At 74.8% G+C, this 22,401-nt stretch carries 1 protein-coding gene (cut by a window edge); it reads right to left on the bottom strand.

The genetic code is table 11. The annotated features are described in order from the left end of the window. Positions 1–22,401, bottom strand: partial view of a type I polyketide synthase gene (locus MUY22_RS36295; protein WP_247051687.1) — the 5' portion only. The gene continues 3,072 nt to the left of window position 1, outside the view; only the first 22,401 of its 25,473 coding nucleotides appear in the window; the start codon lies at positions 22,399–22,401; its stop codon lies beyond the left edge, outside the window.

Here is a 22,401-nt window from a genome sequence, read left to right as displayed (position 1 = left end):
CTCGCCGAACTCGGCGAGCATCGGCTCCATCAGGACGGAGTGGAAGGCGTGCGACACCCGCAGGCGGCGCTGCTTGGCGAACTTCGACGCCACCGCGACGACGGCGTCCTCGTGCCCGGACAGGACCACCGAGCCCGGGCCGTTGACGGCCGCGACGTCGACGCCCTCGCCGAGCAGCGGCAGGACGTCCGACTCGGACGCGCGCACCGCGACCATGACGCCGCCGGTCGGCAGCGCGCCCATGAGCCGGGCGCGGGCGGACACGAGGGCGCACGCGTCGGGCAGGGACAGCACGCCGGCCACGTGGGCGGCGGCGATCTCGCCGACGGAGTGCCCGGTCACGAAGTCCGGGTGCACGCCCCACGACTCCAGGAGGCGGAACAGCGCGACCTCGAAGGCGAACAGCGCGGGCTGCGCGAACTCCGTGCGGTCGATCAGGACCTCGTCGTTCAAGGCGTCCCGGACGGCCGGGTCGAGCAGGGCCAGGATCTCGTCGAACGCGCCCGCGAACACCGGGTACACCTCGTGCAGGCGGCGGCCCATCCCGATCCGCTGCGAGCCCTGCCCGGCGAAGAGGAACGCGACCGGCGGGGCGACCCGCGCCTCGCCGCGCACGACTCCGGCCGGGGTCTCGCCGGCGGCCAGCTCACGCAGGCCGCTGACCAGGCCGTCGAGGTCGTCGGCGACGACCGCCGCGCGCTGGGCCAGCGCCGCGCGCGTCACCGCGGCGGAGTAGGCGAGGTCGGCCGGGGCGAAGGTGTTGTCGGCCTCGATCCGGTCGGCCAGGCGCGCGGCCTGGGACCGGAGGGCCTCCGGAGTCCGTCCGGAGACGACGACCGGCACCGGGCGGGACAGCGGCGCGGACGCACGCGGCGCGGGCCGGTCGGCCGGGGCGGGCTGCTCCAGGATGACGTGGGCGTTGGTGCCGCTGATGCCGAACGACGACACCGCCGACCGGCGGACGCGGTCCACCTCGGGCCAGGACGTGTTCTCCGGCACCAGCGAGACCGCGCCTTCGGTCCAGTCCACATGGGACGAGGGCTCGGCCGAGAACCGGGACTGCGGGACGACGCCGTGGCGCATGGCCTGCACCATCTTGATCACGCCCGCGACGCCGGCGGCGGCCTGGGTGTGGCCGATGTTCGACTTCACCGAGCCCAGCAGCAGCGGCGTCTCCCGGTCACGGCCGTAGGTGGCCAGGAGGCTCTGGGCCTCGATCGGGTCGCCCAGCGGCGTCCCGGTGCCGTGGCCTTCGACGACGTCCACATCGGACACGCCGAGCCCGGACACCGACAGCGCCTGACGGATGACGCGCTGCTGCGACGGGCCGTTCGGGGCGGTCAGGCCGTTGGACGCGCCGTCCTGGTTGACGGCGGAGCCGCGTAGCACGGCGAGGACTTCGTGGCCGTTGCGCCGCGCGTCGGACAGGCGTTCCAGCATGACCAGGCCGACACCTTCGGCCCAGCCGACGCCGTCGGCGGAGTCGGAGAACGACTTGCACCGGCCGTCGCCGGCCAGCCCGCCCTGGGCCGAGAAGTCCACGAACGCACCCGGCGTCGCCATCACGGTCACGCCGCCGGCGAGCGCCAGTTCGCAGTCACCGGCCCGCAACGCCTGTGCGGCCCAGTGCATCGCGACCAGCGACGACGAGCACGCCGTGTCGATCGTGACGGCCGGGCCTTCCAGCCCCAGCGCGTAGGAGACGCGGCCGGACATGACGCTGCCCGCGGTGCCGATCCCGAGGAAACCGAGGGCCTCCTCCGGGAACTGCACGCCCTGACCGTAGTCGTGGTACATCACCCCGGCGAAGACGCCGGTCCGGCTGCCCCGCAGCGAAACGGGGTCGACGCCGGCGCGTTCGATCACTTCCCAGGACGTCTCCAGGAGGAGGCGCTGCTGCGGGTCCATCGCCAGCGCTTCGCGCGGCGAGATCCCGAAGAGCCCAGGATCGAAGCTTCCCGCACCACCGAGAAAACCGCCTTCACGAACATAAGAACGTCCCCGATCCGCCCCGAAGAGGCCACTCAGGTCCCAGCCGCGGTCGGCCGGGAAGGGTCCGACGCCGTCGCCGCCGGTCAGGACCATGTCCCACAGGTCTTCCGGCGACGTGACGCCGCCCGGGTAGCGGCAGGCCATCGACACGATCGCGATCGGCTCGTCGGCGACCGGCGTGGTCGTGGTCCGCGCCCGCAGCACCGGCGCCGCGTCCGCGCCGGACAGCTCGTCGCGGAGGTAACCCGCCAGGACGACCGGCGTCGGGTGGTCGAAGACCAGTGTCGCGGGCAGCCGCAGGCCGGTCGCCGAGGCGAGGTGGTTGCGGAACTCGACCGCCGTCAGCGAGTCGAAGCCGAGGCCGCGGAACTCGCGGGCGACGTCGACGGTGGCGGCGTCGAACCCGAGCACCGCGGCGACCTGCGTGCGGATGACGTCGAGCAGCACCTTCTGCTGCTCCCCCTCGCGCAGGCCGGAAAGCCGGTCGCGCAGGGCGTTCGCGGTCGGCGTCGACCGGCCCGCGCCGCGGCGACCCGGGCGGCCGACCGGGCGCACCAGCCACGGCGGCTCGGCCTGCGACCGGATCAGCGGCAGGTCCATCAGCACCGGCACCAGGGCCGGTTCGCCGGAGTCCAGGGCGCGGTCGAACAGCTCACAGCCCAGCTCGACCGGCAGCGGCGGCATGCCCGCGCGGGTCATCCGCTCGCGGTCGGCGTCGGTGAGGGTGCCGGTCATGCCGGTCTCCCACGCGCCCCAGGCCAGGGACGTCGCGGCCAGGCCGCGGTCGTGCCGGTGGGCGGCGAGCGCGTCGAGGAAGGTGTTGGCGGCGGCGTAGTTCGCCTGGCCCGGCGAGCCGATCGTGCCGGCCACCGAGGAGAACAGCACGAACGCGGCGACGTCGCCGGCCAGCTCGTGCAGGTGCCACGCGGCGTCGGCCTTCGGGCGCAGCACCGTGTCGAGGCGAGCGGCGTCGAGGGAACCGATGACGCCGTCGTCGAGGACACCGGCGGCGTGCACGACGGCGGTGAGCGGCCGGTCGGCCGGAATGGCGGCCAGCAGCGCGGCGACGGCGTCGCGGTCGGCGAGGTCGCACGCTTCGACGCTGACCTCGGTGCCGTGCGCGGCGAGTTCGGCGACCAGCTCGACGAGCCCGTCGGCCGCACCGCCGCGCCGGCTGGCCAGCAGGACGTGCCGGGCGCCGTACTCGGCGGCGATGTGCCGGGCGAAAACCCGGCCCAGGCCACCGGTGCCGCCGGTGATGAGCACGGTGCCGCCGGGGTTCCACGCCCGGCTCGAGGTCGCGGCGGGCCGGGGGCGGCCGAGGCGGGCGACGCGGGCGGTGCCGTCGCGCAGCAGCAGCTGGGGTTCGCCCGTGGCCAGCGCGGCGGGCAGGCCGGACAGCGACACGTCGTCGGCGTCGGCGAGCACGAACCGGCCCGGGTCCTCCGACTGGGCCGAGCGCACGAGGCCCCAGACGGCGGCCGCGGCGAGGTCCGTCGGCGCGGTGCCGGCGGCGCCGTGGGTCACGAAGACGACCCGGCCGAGGCCGCGTTCGCTCGCGGCCTGCACGACGGCCAGGACGTCGGCGGTGACGCGGCGGAGCGCGTCGGGGACGTCGCCGGTGCCGTGGACCGGGACGACGAGGACGTCCGGGTCCGCGGCCAGCGCGGTGTCGAGGTCCGGGTACTCCGGGCCGAGGTCGCCGAGGCGGGTGTCGCGGCCGAGCACGGCCCACTGACCGTCCGGCTCTCCGGCAGGCACCGGCAGCGGCACCCAGTCCAGGCGGAACAGCGGCTCGGGGCCGGACGCGGCCTGGGTCGTCGCGCGCAGCGTCAGGGCGTCGACCGAGAGCACGGCCGCGCCGGACTCGTCGGTCAGCGCGAGGGTGACGGAATCGTCGCCGGCCCGGGTGATCCGGGCGCGGACCTTCTCCGCACCGGTCGCGTGGAGCACGGCACCGGCCCAGGAGAACGGCAGGCCGCCGGGGATGGAGTCCACAAAGGACACCGCTTGGAGCACGGAGTCGAGCAGGGCCGGGTGCAGGCCGAACGCGTCGGCGTCCTCACCGGGCAGCTCCGCCTCGACGAAGACTTCGCCGTCGCGCAGCCAGACGCGCCGCAGGCCCTGGAACTCCGGGCCGTACGCGAAACCGGCACCGGCGAAGTTGTCGTAGAACGCGGTGAGGTCGACGGGCTCGGCGCCGGACGGCGGCCACTCGGTGTCCGGCGCGGCGGTCGGCAGCGTGCCGGGGGCGACGATGCCGGTGCCGTGGCGGACCCATTCGGCGTCCGGACCCTCGGCCCGCGACGAGACGCCGACCTCGCGCCGGCCCGAAGCGTCGGGGGCGCCGACGACGAGCTGCACCAAGCTGGCGGTGTCACCGAGCACGAGCGGCGCGGCGACGGTGAAGTCCTCGACCTGGCCGCAGCCGACCTGGTCCCCGGCCCGCACGACCAGCTCCAGGAAGCCGGCGCCCGGGAACAGGACCTGGCCGCCGATGACGTGGTCGCCCAGCCAGGGCGTCGTCTTGAGCGACAGCCGGCCGGAGAACACCAGGTCACCGGAGCCCGCGACCTCGGTGATCGCGCCGAGCAGCGGGTGCCCGGCCGCGGTCAGGCCGAGGCCGCCGAGCTGGCCCGCGCCGGCCACGAGCCGCGGCCAGAAACGCTGCCGCTGGAACGGGTAGGTGGGCAGTGCGACGCGCCGCGCGCCGGTGCCTTCGAACAGCGCGGCCCAATCCACGGCGACACCGCCGGTGTGGAGGGCGGCCAGCGCGGTGACGGCGGCCGTCTCCTCGTCGCGACCGGCGCGCAGCACCGGCGCGAGGACCTGGTCGTCGCCGTCGACGAGGGCGGTGAGCACGGCGTCCGGGCCGAGTTCGACGAACGCGCTGACGCCCGCGTCGGTGAGCCGGGTGACGGCGTCGGCGAACCGGACGGTGCCGCGGACCTGGCCGACCCAGTACTCCGGCGACGTGACGTCGCCGTCGCACACCACCGGGACGTCCGGCTCGGCGAAGGTCAGCGTCTCGGCGACCGCGCGGAACCCCGCGAGCATCGGGTCCATCGCCGCGGAGTGGAAGGCGTGGGACACGGTGAGCCGCTTGGTCTTCTCGAACCGCGCGGCGATGGCCAGCACGGCGTCCTCGACACCCGAGAGCACCACGGCCTCGGGTCCGTTGACGGCGGCGAGCGAGACGTCGTCGTTGAGGAACGGCCGGACGTCGTCTTCGGTGGCCCGGATCGCCACCATCGCGCCGCCCGCGGGCAGGGTCTGCATCAGGCGGGCGCGAGCGACGACGAGGGTGCAGGCGTCGGCGAGGGACAGCACACCCGCGCAGTGGGCGGCCGCGATCTCGCCGACCGAGTGCCCGGCGAGGAACGCGGGCCGCACGCCCCACGACCGCACGAGCCGGAACAGGGCCACTTCCAGCGCGAACAGCGCGGGCTGGGCCCAGCCGGTCTCGTCGAGCGCGGCCGCGTCCTCGCCGAAGACGACGTCGCGCAGCGAGCGCGGCAGCTCCGTGTCGAGGTGGGCGCAGACGGCGTCGAAGGCGTCGGCGAACACCGGGAAGCGCTCGTAGAGCCCGCGGCCCATGCCGAGGCGCTGCGAACCCTGGCCGGTGAAGAGGAACGCCGCTGTGCGCTCGCGGGCGATGCCGCGAGCGACCTGGTCGCCGGGGGCGAGCAGCACCGCGCGGTGCTCGAACGCCGCCCGCGTCGTGACCAGGGAGAAGCCGGTGTCGATCGGGTCGAGGTCGCGGGGCAGGGCCGCGAGCTGCGCGTCCAGGGCGGCTTCGGACCGGCCGGACAGCACCCACGGCACGACACCCGGCGTGATGTCCCGTCGCGGTTCGACCGGCACGGAGACGGGGGCCTGCTCGATGATCACGTGGGCGTTCGTGCCGCTGAGGCCGAACGACGAGATGCCGGCGCGGCGCGGGTGGCCGTTCTCGCGCCACTCGGTCGCCTCGGTGACCAGCCGGATGTCGCCACCGGTCCAGTCCACGTGGGACGACGGCTCGGTGACGTGCAGCGTCGCGGGCACCAGTTCCCGTTGCAGGGCCAGGACCATCTTGATGATCCCGGCGACGCCGGCCGCGGCCTGGGTGTGGCCGAGGTTGGACTTGACCGAGCCGAGCAGCAGCGGCCGCTCGCGGTCGCGGCCGTACGCGGCGAGCAGCGCCTGGGCCTCGATCGGGTCGCCCAGGGTGGTGCCGGTGCCGTGGCCTTCGACGACGTCCACTTCGGACGGCTGCAGCCCGGCCGACGCGAGCGCCTGCCGGATGACGCGCTGCTGCGAGGGCCCGTTGGGGGCGGTGAGGCCGTTGGACGCGCCGTCGGAGTTGATGGCCGAGCCGGCGACGACCGCCAGCACGTCGTGACCGTGGCGACGCGCGTCGGACAGGCGTTCCACGACGAGGACGCCGATGCCTTCGGACCAGCCGGTGCCGTCGGCGGAGTCGGAGTAGGCCTTGCAGAGGCCGTCCGGGGCGAGGCCGTTCTGGCGGCTGAAGCCGACGAAGCTGACCGGCGTGGACATCACCGTGACGCCGCCCGCGAGGGCGAGTTCGCACTCGCCGGCGCGCAGGGCCTGGGCGGCCAGGTGCAGCGCGACCAGCGACGACGAGCACGCCGTGTCGATCGTCATGGCCGGGCCTTCGAGGCCGAGCGCGTAGGACAGCCGGCCGGACACGACGCTCGCCGCGACGCCGGTGCCCGCGTGGGCCTCGACGTCGGTGGCGGAGTTGACGATCACCCCGGCGTAGTCCTGGCCGTTGGTGCCGACGAAGACACCGGTGCGGCTGCCGCGCAGGCCGCTCGGATCGATGCCGGTCCGCTCGACGGCCTCCCACGAGGTCTCCAGCAGGAGCCGCTGCTGCGGGTCCATGGCGAGCGCTTCGCGCGGGGAGATGCCGAAGAACTCCGGGTCGAACTCGGCCGCGTCCGGTAGGAAACCACCGCGGTCGACGTAGCTGCTGCCCCGCCCCTGGCCGCCGAGGGCGGTCATGTCCCAGCCGCGGTCGGCCGGGAAGCCGGTGATGGCGTCGCGGCCGTCGGAGAGCAGGTCCCACAGGTGTTCCGGGGTGCGGACGTCGCCGGGGAAGCGGCAGCTCATGCCGACGATGACGATCGGGTCGTCGGTGCCCGCGGCCGTGTTCGGCAGGAGCGCGACGGGCAGGTCGGTGCCGTCCCCGATCAGTTCGCCGAGGAGGAACTCGCCCAGTGCGGCCGGGTTCGGGTGGTCGAAGACGAGGGTGGCGGGCAGGCTCAGCGCGGTCGCGGTCTCCATCCGGTTGCGCAGTTCGATGGCGGTCAGCGAGTCGAAGCCGAGGTCGGAGAACGCCCGGGTGGCGCCGATCTCACCGGTGCCGGTGTGGCCGAGGACGGCGGCGACGTGGTCGCGCACCAGGTCCAGCAGGACCGTGCCGCGCTCGGCCGCGGGCGTCGTGAGCAGACGGGTGGCCAGCGCGCTGGTGCCGGGCGCGGGGGCCGCGTCCAGTTCCGCGACCACGCGGCGGACCGCGGGGAGGTCTTCCAGGAGCGGGCTGCGGCGGATGCTCAGCAGGGAGCGCAGGACGTCGGCGTTCTGGATGTCGGCGACGACGAGCTGCGCGGCAGGCCCGCCGGCGTCGGCGAGGACGGTGGCGGCGAGGTCCGGGTCGAGGCCGCCGCCGAGGCCGGCGGCCATGCCGTCGCCCGCCCAGGCGCCCCAGGCGATCGACGTCGCGTTCTGGCCGCGAGCACGCCGGGTTTCGGCAAGCGCGTCGAGGACGGCGTTGGCGGCGGCGTAGTTGGCCTGGCCGGGGTTGCCGACGGCGCCGGCGACCGAGGAGAACAGGATGAAGGCGTCGAGGTCGCCGGCCAGCTCGTCGAGCAGGACGGCGGACTCGACCTTGGCGCGGAACACCGCGGCGAAGCGGTCGGGCGTCAGGCTGCCGAGGACGCAGTCGTCGAGCACGCCGGCGGCGTGGATCACGGCGCTGGGGCGGTGGTCGGCGAGCAGCGCGGGGAGCTGGGCGCGGTCGGCGACGTCGCAGCGGGCGACGACGATCCGCTCGTCGTCGCCGGGTTCGCCGCCGGAGCGGCTGGCCAGCACGACCCGCTCGGCCCCCTGGGCCAGGAGCCACTTCGTGACGTGGCGGCCGAGCGCGCCGGTACCGCCGGTGACGAGGACGGTGCCGCGGGGCTGCCACGGCGAAGGCGCGGCCGCCGCCGGAGCAAGCCGACGTCCGTAGACGCCGGAGGCGCGGACGGCGATCTGGTCGTCGTCGCCTTCCAGGGCCCCGGCGAAGCGGGTGAGCAGCCGCGCGTCAAGCTCGGCGGGCAGGTCGGCGAGGCCGCCCCAGCGGCGCGGGTATTCGAGGGCCGCGACGCGGCCGAGGCCCCAGGTCGCGGCCTGGGCCGGCGCGGTGAGGCGGTCGGCCGGGCCGATGGTGACGGCGCCGCGCGTGACGCACCAGAGGACGGCGTCCGCGCCGAGGTCGTCGAGGGCCTGGACGAGGGCGGTGTTGCCGGTGAGGCCCGCGGACTCGTCGAGGGCGAGCAGCGAGACGACGAGGCCGGTGACCTGGTCGCGCAGGAGGTCGGCGAGCGTGTCGCGGTCGGCGCCGGCGGGGATTTCGACGGTCGTGCCGAGGGCGTCGGCGACCTGCCGCGCCCACGGATCATCGATGTGGGACGCGGGGATCAGGACCAGCCGCTCCCCCGCCGTCGCCGGGGTCGCGTCCAGCGGACGCCACTCGACGCGGTAGCGCCAGCCGTCCACAAGGGACTGACGCTGCCGCCGGGCGCGCAGGGCGGACAGCGCGGGCAGGACGGTTTCCAGGGCCGGGGCGTCGACCTGGAGGTCGGCGGCCAGCTCGGCGAGGTCGCCGCCTTCGACGACGGCCCAGAAGGCGTCGTCACCGGTCGAGGCGCGGACGGCCGCTTCCGGCCAGTAACGGCGGTGCTGGAAGGCGTAGGTGGGCAGGTCGACGGGCCGGGCGCCGGTACCGGCGAACCACGCGGTCCAGTCGATCCGGACGCCGGCGACGTGCAGCGCGGCGACGGCGGTGGCGACGGCGGTGCGCTCGTCCCGGCCGCGGCGCAGGACGGGGACGGCGGTCGCGCCGGGCACGTCGACCAGGCCGGTGAGGACGGCGTCCGGCCCGACCTCGACGTACGTCGTGACCCCGGCGTCGGCCAGCTTCCCGACGGTGTCGCCGAAGCGGACGGTGGCGCGCACGTGCTCGACCCAGTACTCCGGCGACGTCACGTCCCCGGACGCGACGACCGGCAGCTGCGGCTGCGCGAACTTCAGGGCCGAGACGACCTGGCGGAACTCCGCCAGCATCGGGTCCATCAGGTGCGAGTGGAACGCGTGGCTCACCTTGAGCCGCTTGGCCTTCTCGAACCGCGCCGCGACGTCGAGCACGGCGGCTTCGACGCCGGACAGCACGACCGAGCGCGGCCCGTTGACCGCGGCGATGTCGACGCCGTCGGCCAGCACCGCGCGAACGTCCGCTTCGGACGCTTCGACCGAGACCATGGCGCCGCCGGCCGGCAGCGCCTGCATCAGCCGGCCGCGCGCCGAGACCAGCGCGCACGCGTCGGCCAGCGACAGCACCCCGGCGACCTGCGCGGCGGCGATCTCGCCGATCGAATGGCCGGCCACGTAGTCGGGGCGGATGCCCCACGAGTCCAGGAGCCTGGTCAGCGCGATCTCGATGGCGAAGAGGGCCGGCTGGGCCCAGCCGGTCTCCGCGATCACGCCCGCGTCCGTGCCCCAGACGACGTCGCGCAGGTCCGGGTGGAAGTACGCCAGCACCTCGTCGAGGGCCTCGGCGAACACCGGGTACGTCTCCGCCAGCTCGCGGCCCATGCCGAGCCGCTGCGCACCCTGGCCGGTGAACAGGAACGCCTGGACGGGCTGGTGCGCGGTCTCGCCGGTCAGCGCCCCCGCGGCGGGCTCACCGTCGGCGAGGGCCCGCAGCGCGCGGACGGCGGTGCCGGTTTCGTCGGCGACGATCGCCGCGCGGTGCGCGAAGCTCGTGCGGGTGGTGGCCGCCGCGAAGGCGACGTCGAGCAGGTTCGAGTCGTCGGCCAGGACACTCAGCAGCCGTCCCGCCTGGGCGCGGAGGGCGTCCTCGGTCCGGCCGGAGACGAGCAGCGGCACGGTGGTCGCGGCCGGGGTCTCGCGCGGCACCTCCGGCGTCACGTCGGGGGCCTCGATGATGATGTGGGCGTTGGTGCCGCTGATGCCGAACGACGAGATCCCGGCGCGGCGAGCGCGGTCCGCCGCGGGCCAGTCGGTGGCCTCGGCCACGACCTCGACGGCGCCGGCCTCCCAGTCCACATGGGACGACGGTTCACCGGCGTGCAGCGACTTCGGCACGATCCCGTGCCGCATCGCCTCGACCATCTTGATGATCCCGGCCACGCCGGCGGCGGCCTGGGTGTGGCCGAAGTTCGACTTGATCGAACCCAGCAGCAGCGGCGTTTCCCGGTCCTGGCCGTAGGTGGCCAGCAGGGCCTGAGCCTCGATCGGGTCGCCCAGCACTGTGCCCGTTCCGTGGGCTTCGACGACGTCGACGTCCGAAGTGGACAGTCCCGCGTTGGCCAGGGCCTGGCGGATGACCCGCTGCTGTGACGGCCCGTTCGGGGCGGTGAGGCCGTTCGACGCGCCGTCCTGGTTGACCGCGGACCCGCGCACCACGGCGAGGATCCGGTGGCCGTTGCGGATCGCGTCGGACTGACGCTCGACCACGAGCAGGCCGACGCCTTCGGACCAGCCGGTGCCGTCGGCGTCGTCGGAGAACGCCTTGCACCGGCCGTCCGGCGCCAGGCCGTTCTGGCCGCTGAAGCCCACGAACCCACCCGGCGTCGCCATCACGGTGACACCACCGGCGAGCGCGAGGGAGCACTCGCCGGAGCGCAGCGACTGCGCGGCCAGGTGCAGCGCGACCAGCGACGACGAACACGCCGTGTCCACTGTCATCGCCGGGCCTTCGAGACCCAGCACGTACGACAGGCGGCCTGATGCGACGCTCCCGGCGATGCCGGTGCCGGTCTGCCCGCGCAGCTCGGCGTCGGTGCTCATCAGCAGGTCGGAGTACGACTGCCCGTTCGTCCCGACGAAGACGCCGGTGCGGGAGCCGCGCAACGTCGACGCGTCCAGTCCGGCCCGCTCGAACGCCTCCCACGAGACTTCCAGGAGCAGGCGCTGCTGCGGGTCCATCGCGACCGCTTCGCGCGGCGAGATGCCGAAGAAGCCCGCGTCGAACTCGGTGGCGTCGTAGAGGAACCCGCCCGCCTGCGTGTCGCTCCCGGCGAGGGAGGCGACGTCCCAGCCGCGGTCGGCCGGGAAGCCCGAGACGGCGTCGCCGCCCGACGCCACCAGGTCCCACAGCTCGTCGGGGCCGGTCACGCCGCCCGGGAAGCGGCACGCCATCCCGACCAGCACGATCGGGTCGCCTTCGACGGCTGCGGCCGTCACGACGGCGTCGGCGCCGCGGGCGCCGACCAGCTCGCCCAGCACGAACCCGGCCACCGCTACCGGTGTCGGGTAGTCGAAGACCAGCGTGGACGGCAGCCGCAGGCCCGTGACGCCGGCCAGCCGGTTGCGGAACTCCACCGCCGTCAGGGAGTCGAAGCCCAGTTCGCGGAATTCGCCGGTGGTGTCGACGTTCTCCGGCGCGTGGCCGAGCACGGTCGCGACCTCGGCGACGACCCGGCCGGTGAGCACGCGCAGCTGCTCGGGCTCGCGCATCCCGGCGAGCTGCTCGCGCAGCGAACCGCGGACGTGCTCGGCGTCGCCGCCGGCACGGCGGCGGCCGGGCTGGGTGACCGGGCGCAACAGCCACGGCAATTCGCCCTGGGCGCGCATGGCCGTCATGTCCACGCGCATCGGGACGACGACGGCGCTCGGCGAACGGGTGGCGCGGTCGAACAGCCGCATGCCGTGCTCGACGGTCAGCGGCGGCACGCCACCGCGTGCCATCCGCTCGCGGTCGGCGTCGCTCAGCGTGCCGACCATGCCGGTTTCCCAGCCGCCCCAGGCCAGAGAGGTCGCGACGCGGCCTTCGGCGTGGCGGTGGACGGCGAAGGCGTCGAGGAACGCGTTGGCGGCGGCGTAGTTGCCCTGCCCGGCCGAGCCGACGGTGCCGGCGACCGAGGAGAACACGATGAACGCGGCCAGGTCGGCCTCACGGGTCAGCTCGTCGAGGTGGACGACGGCGTCGGCCTTGGGCCGCAGCACGTGGTCGAGCCGGTCGGCGTCCAGCGACGCGACGACGCCGTCGTCGAGGACACCGGCGGTGTGCACGATCGCCTTGAGCGGATGCTCAGCGGGAATCTGGCCGAGCACGGCGGCGAGCTGGTCGCGGTCGGCGGCGTCGCAGGCCTCGACCGTGACGTCGACCCCCAAAGCGGTCAGCTCGTCGCGGAGTTCCGCGGCGCCAGGCGCGTCCGAGCCACGGCGGCTGGTGAGTACGAGGTACCGGATGTCGTAACCGGCGACGAGGTGGCGGGCCAGCTCGCGGCCCAGGCCACCGGTGCCGCCGGTGATGAGCAGCGTGCCTTCGGGGTCCCAGCGCGGCGGCAGCGTCAGCACGATCTTGCCGATGTGCCGCGCGCGGCTCATGAACCGGAACGCGGCGGCGCTCTGGCGCAGGTCCCAGCTGCGGATCGGCAACGGTGTGAGCACGCCGTCGCCGAAGAGCCGCAGCAGCTCGCCGAGCAGCTCCTGCGTCCGGTCGGGGCCAGCCTCGCCGAGGTCGAACGCGCGGTAGCGGATCCGGCTCAGCGCGGCGGCGTCGCGGACATCGGTCTTGCCCATCTCGAGGAACCGGCCGCCGTCGGCGAGCAGGTTCAGCGACGCGTCGGCGAAGTCGCCGGCCAGGGCGTTGAGCACGACGTCGACGCCCTGGCCACCGGTGACCCGGCGGAAGGCGGCTTCGAAGTCCAGGGTCCGGGAGGAGGCGATGTGGTCGTCGGCGACACCCAGCTCCCGCAGGACGTGCTGCTTGCCGGAACTGGCCGTCGCGAAGACCTCGGCGCCGAGGTGGCGGGCCAGCTGGATCGCGGCCATGCCGACACCGCCGGCACCCGCGTGGATCAGGATCTTCTCGCCCGGCCGCAGGTCGGCCAGGTCGACGAGCGCGTAGTAGGCGGTGAGGAAGACCAGCGGCACCGACGCGGCGGTCCGCGAGGACCACCCGGCCGGCACCGGAGCCACGTACCGGGCGTCGAGGGTGGTGTACGGGCCGAACGGGCCCGGCATCATGCCGAAGACGCGCTCGCCGACGCGGGCCGGGTCGACGCCGGGGCCGGTGGCCTCGATGACGCCCGCGCCCTCGGCACCGAGCTTGCCGGCTTCGCCGGGGTACATGCCCAGGACGTTGAGCACGTCGCGGAAGTTGAGGCCGGCGGCCTCGACGCGGACGCGAATCTCGCCGGGTCCGAGGTCGTCGAGCACCTCCGGGCACGTTTCGGCGGTGAGGCCGTCGATCCCCGCGGCACCGGCGGTGAGCCGCCACGCCGGTACCGCGGGAGGCAGGATGTCGCCGTTGCCGGCGAGGCGCCCGAGCCGGGCGACGCGGATGCTTTCGCCGCGGACGGCGAACTGCGGCTCGCCGGAGACGACGAAGCCGGTGCCCGGCAGCGCCGCGCCGGGTTCCAGGTCGACCAGGACGAAGCGGTCGGGCTGCTCGGACTGCGCCGAGCGGATCAGGCCCCAGGCCGCGGCGGCGGCGAGGTCGCCGATCCGGTCGCCCGGGTCGACGGCGACGGCACCGCGCGTCACGAAGACGATCCGGCCGGCGCGCTCGTCGGTGAAAGCGTGCTGCAGCACCGAAAGGACCCGCGCGGTGACCTCACGGACGGCGGTGAGGACGTCGCCGTCACCCGCGACGGGCACGAGCAGGACGTCCGGTTCGAGGGAAAGGGCCTGCTCCAGGTCGGCGCAGCGCCGGGCGACCGGCGCCAGCAGCGGGTCGTCGCCGAGCAGCGCCCACGTGCCCGCCGGGGCGTCCTTGGCCAGCGCGGCCGGGACCCAGGTGGTCTGGAACAGCGACTCGTCGTCGGCGCTGCGAGGCGTGGCTTCCCGTAGCTGCAGGGATTCCGCCGACAGCACCGGCGCGCCGGTCTCGTCGGCGACGGCGATCGCGACCGACTCCTGGTCGACCGGGGTGATCCGGGCGCGGATCCGGGTCGCGCCCGTCGCGTGCAGGGAGACGCCGGACCAGGCGAACGGCAGGCCGGGGGCGATCGAGTCGAGCCGGTGGATGGCGTGCAGCACCGAGTCGAGCAGCGCGGGGTGCAGGCCGAACGCGTCGCCGTCCTCGGGCAGCGCGGCTTCGACGAGCAGGTCTTCGCCGTCGTGCCAGGCCTTGACCAGTCCGCGGAATGCCGGGCCGTATTCCAGACCGTTGTCGGCTAGTTCGTTATACAGCGTGGTGACGTCCACCTCGGCCGCGCCGGCCGGTGGCCAGTCACCGACCGTGGCGGCCGGGCGTTCGCCGACCGCGACGACGCCGGCGGCGTGCTGCGTCCACTCGGCGTGCGGGTCGGTGCCGCGGGAGGAGATGGTCAGCTCGCGCAGGCCCGCGTCGTCGGGGCCGCCGACGGTCACCTGCAGCAGGGTCGGCTCGTGCTCGCGCAGCCACAGCGGCGCGGCGACGGTGAGGCTTTCGACGGCCGAGCAGCCGACCTGGTCGGCGGCGCGGACGGCGAGGTCGAGGAAGCCGGTGCCGGGGAACAGCACGTGCCCGCCGACGACGTGGTCGGCCAGCCACGGCTGCCCGGCCAGGGACAGCAGGCCGGAGAAGACGACGCCGCCGGAGTCGGCTAGGTCGACGGCGAAGTCGAGCAGCGGGTGCCCGGCCGGGGTGAGGCCGAGGCGCTCGACGGCGCCGCGGCCCGGCGTCACGCTGGGCCAGTAGTGCTGGCGCTGGAAGGCGTAGGTGGGCAGGTCGACGGTCCGGGCGCCGGTGCCGGCGAACCACGGCGTCCAGTCGACGTCGACTCCGGCGACGTGCAGCCGGGCCAGCGCGCCGAGCACGGCGTCGGGCTCCGGGCGGTCCTTGCGCAGCAACGGCGTGACGACGGCGTCCGGCGCGTCGACCATCGCGGAGAGGACGCCGTCCGGGCCGACCTCCAGGAACGCGGTGACGCCGGCCTCGGTGAGCCGGCCCAGCGCGTCGGCGAAGCGGACGGTGTCGCGGACGTGGCGGACCCAGTACTCCGGCGAGGTGACGTCGCCGGTGGTGACGAACGGGATGCGCGGCTGCGCGAAGGTCAGCGTCGAGACGACCTCGCGGAACTCGTCGAGCATCGGGTCCATCAGCCCGGAGTGGAAGGCGTGGCTGACCTTGAGCCGCTTGGACTTCGCGAACCGGCCGGCGACGGCCAGAACGTCGGCTTCGACGCCGGACAGCACGACCGAGCGCGGGCCGTTGACGGCGGCGAGCGAGACGCCGTCGGTGAGCAGCGGGCGGACGTCGGATTCGGACGCTTCGACGGCGACCATCGCGCCACCGCGCGGCAGGGCCTGCATGAGGCGGCCGCGGGCGGTCACCAGGGTGGCCGCGTCGGCCAGCGACAGCACGCCCGCGATGTGCGCGGCGGCGATCTCGCCGATCGAGTGGCCGGCGACGTGCGCGGGCCGGACGCCGTGGGCCTCGGCCAGACGGGCCAGCGCGATCTCGATCGCGAACAGCGCGGGCTGGGCCCAGCCGGTCTCGGCCAGGAGGCTCGGGTCGTCGCCCCAGAGGACGTCGCGGACGCCGGGGTCGAGGTGGCCGAGCACCTCGTCGAGGGCCGCGGCGAACGGCGCCGACGCGGCGTGCAGCTCCCGGCCCATGCCGAGCCGCTGGGAGCCCTGGCCGGTGAACAGCAGCGCGACCGACGGTGTCGCGGTGGCGGCCCCGGTGGCGGCTTCGCGGACGCCGTCGGGGGTGGCGAGGAGGACGGTGCGGTGCGGGAAGCTCGCGCGGGTGGTGACGAGCGAGTGCCCGACGTCGAGACGGTCGAGGCCGGTCTCGGTGATCCGGGCGACCTGCGCGGCGACGGCGGCTTCGGTCTTGCCGGAGACGATCCACGGCACGACTGACAGCTCACGGCGTTCGGTGTCCGGCTCGGCGACGGGCTCGGGCGCCTCGATGATGACGTGCGCGTTGGTGCCGCTGATGCCGAAGGACGAGATGCCCGCACGACGCGCACGGTCGGCGACCGGCCAGCCGACAGCTTCGGAGACGACCTCGACGGCGCCCGCCGTCCAGTCCACATGGGACGACGGCTCGCCGACGTGCAGCGACGGCGGCACGGTCCCGTGCCGCATCGCCTCGATCATCTTGATGATGCCCGCGACACCCGCGGCGGCCTGGGTGTGCCCGAAGTTGGACTTGATGGAACCCAGCAACAGCGGGGTTTCCCGGTCCTGACCGTAGGTGGCCAGCAGTGCCTGGGCCTCGATCGGGTCGCCCAGCACCGTGCCGGTGCCGTGCGCCTCGACGACGTCGACGTCCGAAGTGGACAGTCCCGCGTTGGCCAGGGCCTGACGGATCACGCGCTGCTGCGACGGGCCGTTCGGGGCGGTCAGGCCGTTGGACGCGCCGTCCTGGTTGACGGCCGAGCCGCGGAGCACGGCGTGGATGCGGTGGCCGTTGTGGAGGGCGTCGGACTGGCGTTCCAGCACCAGGACGCCGACACCTTCGGACCAGCCGGTGCCGTCGGCGTCGTCGGAGAACGCCTTGCAGTGGCCGTCCGGGGCGAGGCCGTTCTGGCCGCTGAAGCCGACGAACCCGCCGGGGGTGGCCATCACGGTGACGCCGCCGGCGAGCGCGAGGGAGCACTCCCCCGACCGCAGCGACTGGGCGGCCAGGTGCATCGCGACCAGCGACGACGAACACGCCGTGTCGACGGTCATCGCCGGGCCTTCCAGGCCCAGCACGTACGAGAGGCGGCCGGAGACGACGCTGCCGGCGATGCCGGTGCCGGTCTGGCCGCGCATGTCGACGTCGGCGGTGAGGAACAGGTCGGAGTAGGACTGGCCGTTGGTGCCGACGAAGACGCCGGTCCGGGAGCCGCGCAGGCCGGTGGCGTCGAGGCCGGCGCGTTCGAACGCCTCCCACGACACTTCCAGCAGCAGGCGCTGCTGCGGGTCCATCGACATCGCTTCACGCGGCGAGATGCCGAAGAAGCCCGCGTCGAACTCGGCCGCGTCGTAGAGGAAACCCCCGGCGCGGGTGTCGGAGGCGGCGAGCGCGGCGACGTCCCAGCCGCGGTCGACCGGGAAGCCCGAGACGGCGTCGCCGCCCGAGGCGACCAGGTCCCACAGGTCTTCGGGGTTCGCGATGCCGCCGGGGAAACGGCACGCGACGCCGACCACGACGACCGGGTCGTCCGCGAGCGCGCCCGTGTTCGCCACGACGTCGTCGACGCCGCGGGCGCCGAACAGCTCGCCCAGCACGAACCGCGCGACGGCCGTCGGGGTCGGGTGGTCGAAGACGAGCGTCGCGGGCAGGCGCAGGCCTGTGACGGCGGCCAGCTTGTTGCGGAACTCGACCGCGGTCAGCGAGTCGAAACCCAGGTCGGAGAACGACTTCCCGGCGCCGACGGCGGTGACGTCGGCGTGGCCGAGCACGGTCGCGGCGCGGCTGCGGACGAGGTCGACGACGGCGGTGAGCCGGTCGGCCTCGGTCAGCTCGCGCAGGCCGCGGGCGAGGTCGCCGGCGGCCGCGGAGGTGGCGACGGCGGCCGAGCGGCGGGTGCCGCCGACCAGGCCGCGCAGCAGTGGCGGGAGCTCGTCGAGCAGGCGCAGCGCGGCGAGGTCGACGGCGACCGGGACGACGAGCGCGTGCGGCAGGGTCAGCGCGGTGTCGAAGAGCGCGAGGCCGTGGTCGAGTTCGAGGGGCGGCATGCCGGTGCGGGCCATCCGCGCGCGGTCGGCCTCCGACAGGGAGCCGGCCATGCCGCCTTCGACGGCCCACGAGCCCCACGCCAGGGAGATCCCGGGCCGGCCGGTGGCGCGGCGGTGGGCGGCGAGGCCGTCGAGGAAGGCGTTGGCGGCAGCGTAGTTGCCCTGCCCGGCGCCGCCCATGATCCCGGCGACCGACGAGAACAGCACGAACGCGGCGACGTCGCCGGCCAGCTCGTGCAGGTGCCACGCGGACGCGGCCTTGGCGGTCAGGACACGAGTCAGCCGCTCGGGGGTGAGCGCGGTGACGACGCCGTCGTCGAGGACGCCGGCCGCGTGCACGACGGCGGTGAGCGGGTGCTCGGCCGGGATCGTGGCGAGAGCGGTTTCGAGCGCCGCACGGTCGGCGACGTCGCAAGCGGCGACGGTGGCGTCGACCCCGAGGGCGGCCAGGTCGTCGCGGAGGTCCTGCGCGCCCGGGGCGGCCGGGCCGCGACGGCTGAGCAGGAGCAGGTGCCGGACGCCGTGCTCGCGCACCAGATGCCGGGCGAGTTCCGCGCCGAGGCCGCCGGTGCCGCCGGTGATCAGGACAGTGCCGTCCGGGTTCCACGCGCGCGCTTCGGCGCCGGTCATCCGGGCTCGGGCGAGTCTCGCCGCGCGGACGTCGTCGCCGCGCAGCACGAGCTGCGGTTCGTCGAGCGCGAGGGCCCGCGCCACGGCGTCGGCCGACGTCTCGGCGTCGATGTCCACCAGCACGAACCGGCCGGGGTTCTCGGCCTGGGCGGTGCGGATCAGGCCCCAGACGGCCGCCGCGGCGAGGTCGTGGATCGGCTCGCCGTCCTCGGTGGCCACGGCGCCTTCGGTGACGAAGGCCAGCCGGGCGTGCGCGAAACGCTCGTCGGCCAGCCACTCCTGGGCCAGCACCAAAGCGCGCGTCGCCAAGCCGTCCAGGGGGTCCGACGCCGTGAGCCGGGCCGTGACGACGGCCGGGACGTCGGCCAGGTCGGCGAGCGGGCCGGTCAGGTCGGTGACGACGACGGCGTCCGGCGGGAGCACGACCGGCGCCCAGCGCGGCTCGAACAGCGAGTCCGCACCGGTGAACGTCACGGTGCCGACGTCTTCCGCGTGGACGGATCCGACCGACGCGACGGGCTGCCCGGCCGCGTCGGCCATGGCCAGCGAAACGCCGTCCTCGCCGTGGCGGATCCGGACGCGCACCCGGGCCGCGCCCGCGGCGTGCAGCGTCACGCGGGTCCACCGCGCCGGGTAGCCGCGCAGGCCGGCCGCGTGCAGCGCGCTCTCCAGCAGCCGCGGGTGCAGCCCGAACGCCGTGGTGTCGTCCTCGCCGAAGGCGACCTCGGCGAACACGTCGTCGCCGCGGCGCCACAGGCCGCGCAGCTCCGGGACGTCCGACGTCAGTTCTTCGGCGGCGGCCGGCGGCCACTCGGCCGTGGCGAAGTCTTCGTGGTGCCCGCCGGTGGCGAGCACGCCTTCGGCGCGGCGGACCCAGCTGCCGACGACCGACCCGGCGGCCCGGGTGTGGATGTCGAGGCGGCGGCGGCCGGTCGCGTCCGGCTCCCCCACCGACAGCTGCAGGTCGACGGCGTCGTCGGCGGCCAGCTCCAGCGGCGCGCCGAGGGTGAGTTCCTCCACCAGGTCGCAGCCCAGGTCGAGCCCGGCCCGCAGGGCCAGCTCGAGGAACCCGCTGCCGGGGAACCGCGCGTCGGTCAGCCACGGGTGGGTGCGCGCGGACAGCCGGCCGGTGAGCAGCAGGCCGTCGGACTCGGCGAGGGTGAGCGACGCGCCGAGCAGCGGGTGCTGCACCGGGGTGAGGCCGAGCCCGGCCGCGTCGGCGACGGCGTCCACAGTGGACGGCCAGTACCGCTCGCTCTGGAACGGGTAGGTCGGCAGGGCCACGGGCCGCGCGCCGGTGCCGGCGAAGAACGCCGTCCAGTCGATCCGGACGCCCGCGGTGTGCAGGGCGGCGAGCGCGGCCGTCAGCGTCTCGGGCTCGTCGAGGTCCTTGCGCAGCACCGGGATCGCGGTGACGTCGTCGGCGGTCAGGCCGACCAGCGGGGTGAGCACGGCGGCCGGGCCCAGCTCGGCGAACACCGTCGCGCCCCGCTCGGCGAGGCGGCGCACGGCGTCGCCGAAGCGGACCGGTTCGCGAACGTGGCTCACCCAGTACTCGGCCGAGGTGACGTCGCCGCCGGCGACGAACGGCAGCACCGGCTCGGCGAAACTCAGGCCGGTGACGATCTGCCGGAAGTCGCCCAGCATCGGGTCCATCAGCCGCGAGTGGAAGGCGTGGGACACGGCCAGCCGGCGCGGCCGGTCGAACCGCTCGGCCACGGCGAGCACGGCGTCCTCGGCACCGGACAGCACGACCGACGTCGGCCCGTTGACCGCGGCGACGCAGACGTCGTCGCCCAGGTACGGCCGGACGTCGTCTTCGGACGCGCGCACGGCGACCATCGCGCCGCCCGCGGGCAGCGCCTGCATCAGCCGGGCGCGCGCGCTGACCAGCACACAGGCGTCGTTCAGGGACAGCACGCCGGAGACGTGCGCCGCGGCGATCTCGCCGACGGAGTGCCCGGCGACGAAGTCGGGCCGCACGCCCCAGGACTCCAGCAGGCGGAACAGGGCCACTTCCACGGCGAACAGCGCGGGCTGGGCGTGCCCGGTCTCGTCGAGGGCACCGGTGTCGGCACCGGCCAGCACCTCGCGGACGCGCGGGTCGAGCAGGTCGAGCGTCGCGGACAGGGCGTCGGCGAAGACCGGGAACCGGGCGGCGAGGGTGCGGCTCATGCCGAGCCACTGCGCGCCCTGCCCGGAGAAGACGTAGGCGAGGGCCGGGGGCTGGTCGGCCGAGCCGGTGACCACTCCAGCGGCTTCACCGTCGTCCAGCCAGGACGCCAGGGCGGCCCGCGGGTCGCTACCGACGACCGACAGCCGCTCTTCGAACGACGAGCGGGTGGTCGCCAGCGACCACGCCACGTCCAGGGGTTCACGGTCCTCGGTGGCCGAGAGCACCTGAGCGACCTGGGCCCGCAGCGCGGCCGGAGTGCGGCCGGACAGCAGCCAGGGCACGGGAATCGAGGCTCGCGGCGTCTCCTCGGCGACCGGCGCGGGCGGGGCCTGCTCGATCAGCGCGTGGGCGTTGGTGCCGCTGACGCCGAACGACGACACACCGGCGCGACGCGGGCGGCCGGTCTCCGGCCACGGCGTCTGCTCGGCGGCGAGAACGACGCTGCCGGACTTCCAGTCCACATGGGACGACGGCTCGGCGGCGTGCAGGGTCTGCGGCACGACCCCGTGCCGGATCGCCTCGACGGTCTTGATGATCCCGGCGACCCCGGCCGCGGCCTGGGTGTGGCCGATGTTGGACTTGACGGACCCCAGCAGCAGCGGCGTCTCGCGGTCCTGGCCGTAGGTGGCCAGCAGGGCCTGGGCCTCGATCGGGTCGCCGAGTTTCGTGCCGGTGCCGTGCGCTTCGACGACGTCGACGTCCGAAGCAGCCAGTCCGGCACTGGCGAGGGCCTGGCGGATGACACGCTGCTGCGACGGGCCGTTCGGCGCGGTGAAGCCGTTCGACGCGCCGTCGGAGTTGACGGCGGTGCCGCGGACGACGGCGAGGACCTCGTGGCCGAGGCGCTGCGCGTCGGACAACCGCTCCAGCACCAGGACGCCGACGCCTTCGGACCAGCCGGTGCCGTCGGCGTCGTCGGAGAAGGCCTTGCAGCGGCCGTCACCGGCGAGGCCGCCCTGACGGCTGAACTCCATGAGCGAACCGGGCGTCGACATCACGTTGACGCCGGCCGCGAGCGCCAGCGAGCACTCCCCCGCCCGCAGCGCCTGCGCGGCGAGGTGCACCGCGACCAGCGACGACGAACACGCCGTGTCGATGGTGACGACCGGGCCTTCCAGCCCCAGCGAATACGCGAGCCGGCCGGAGATCGCGCTCGCGGCGATCCCGGTGCCGACCGAGCCGTCCGCGTCGGCGAGCGAGCGGACCATCAGGTAGGCGTAGTCCTGGCCGTTCGTCCCGGCGAACACGCCGGTCTTGCTGCCCCGCAACCGTTTCGGGTCGATCCCGGCCCGTTCGATCGCCTCCCAGGACACCTCCAGCAGCAGCCGCTGCTGCGGGTCCAGGGACACCGCCTCACGCGGCGAAATGCCGAAGAACCCGGCGTCGAAGTCGGCGACGCCGTCGAGGAAACCGCCGGCCTGGCTGACGCTCATGCCGCGCTCGTCGACGCCGGCGCCGGTGACCGCTTCGAGGTCCCAGTCGCGGTCGGCGGGGAACGGCCCGATGGCGTCCCCGCCGTTCGCCACCAGGTCCCAGAGGGCCTCCGGGGAGCGGACGCCGCCGGGGAACCGGCAGCTCATGGCCACGATCGCGATCGGCTCCGTCGACGCGGCCAGCAACTCCTGGTTCTGCCGCTTGAGCCGTTCGGACTCCTTCATGGCGGCACGGAGTGCTTCGACGACCCGGTCGTTCGGCGTGGACAT

Origin of the sequence: Amycolatopsis sp. WQ 127309, from assembly GCF_023023025.1 — a bacterium.
Lineage (GTDB): Bacteria > Actinomycetota > Actinomycetes > Mycobacteriales > Pseudonocardiaceae > Amycolatopsis.
The sequence above is the reverse complement of the archived record's forward strand: the minus strand, read 5'-3'. Positions and strand labels throughout refer to the sequence as shown.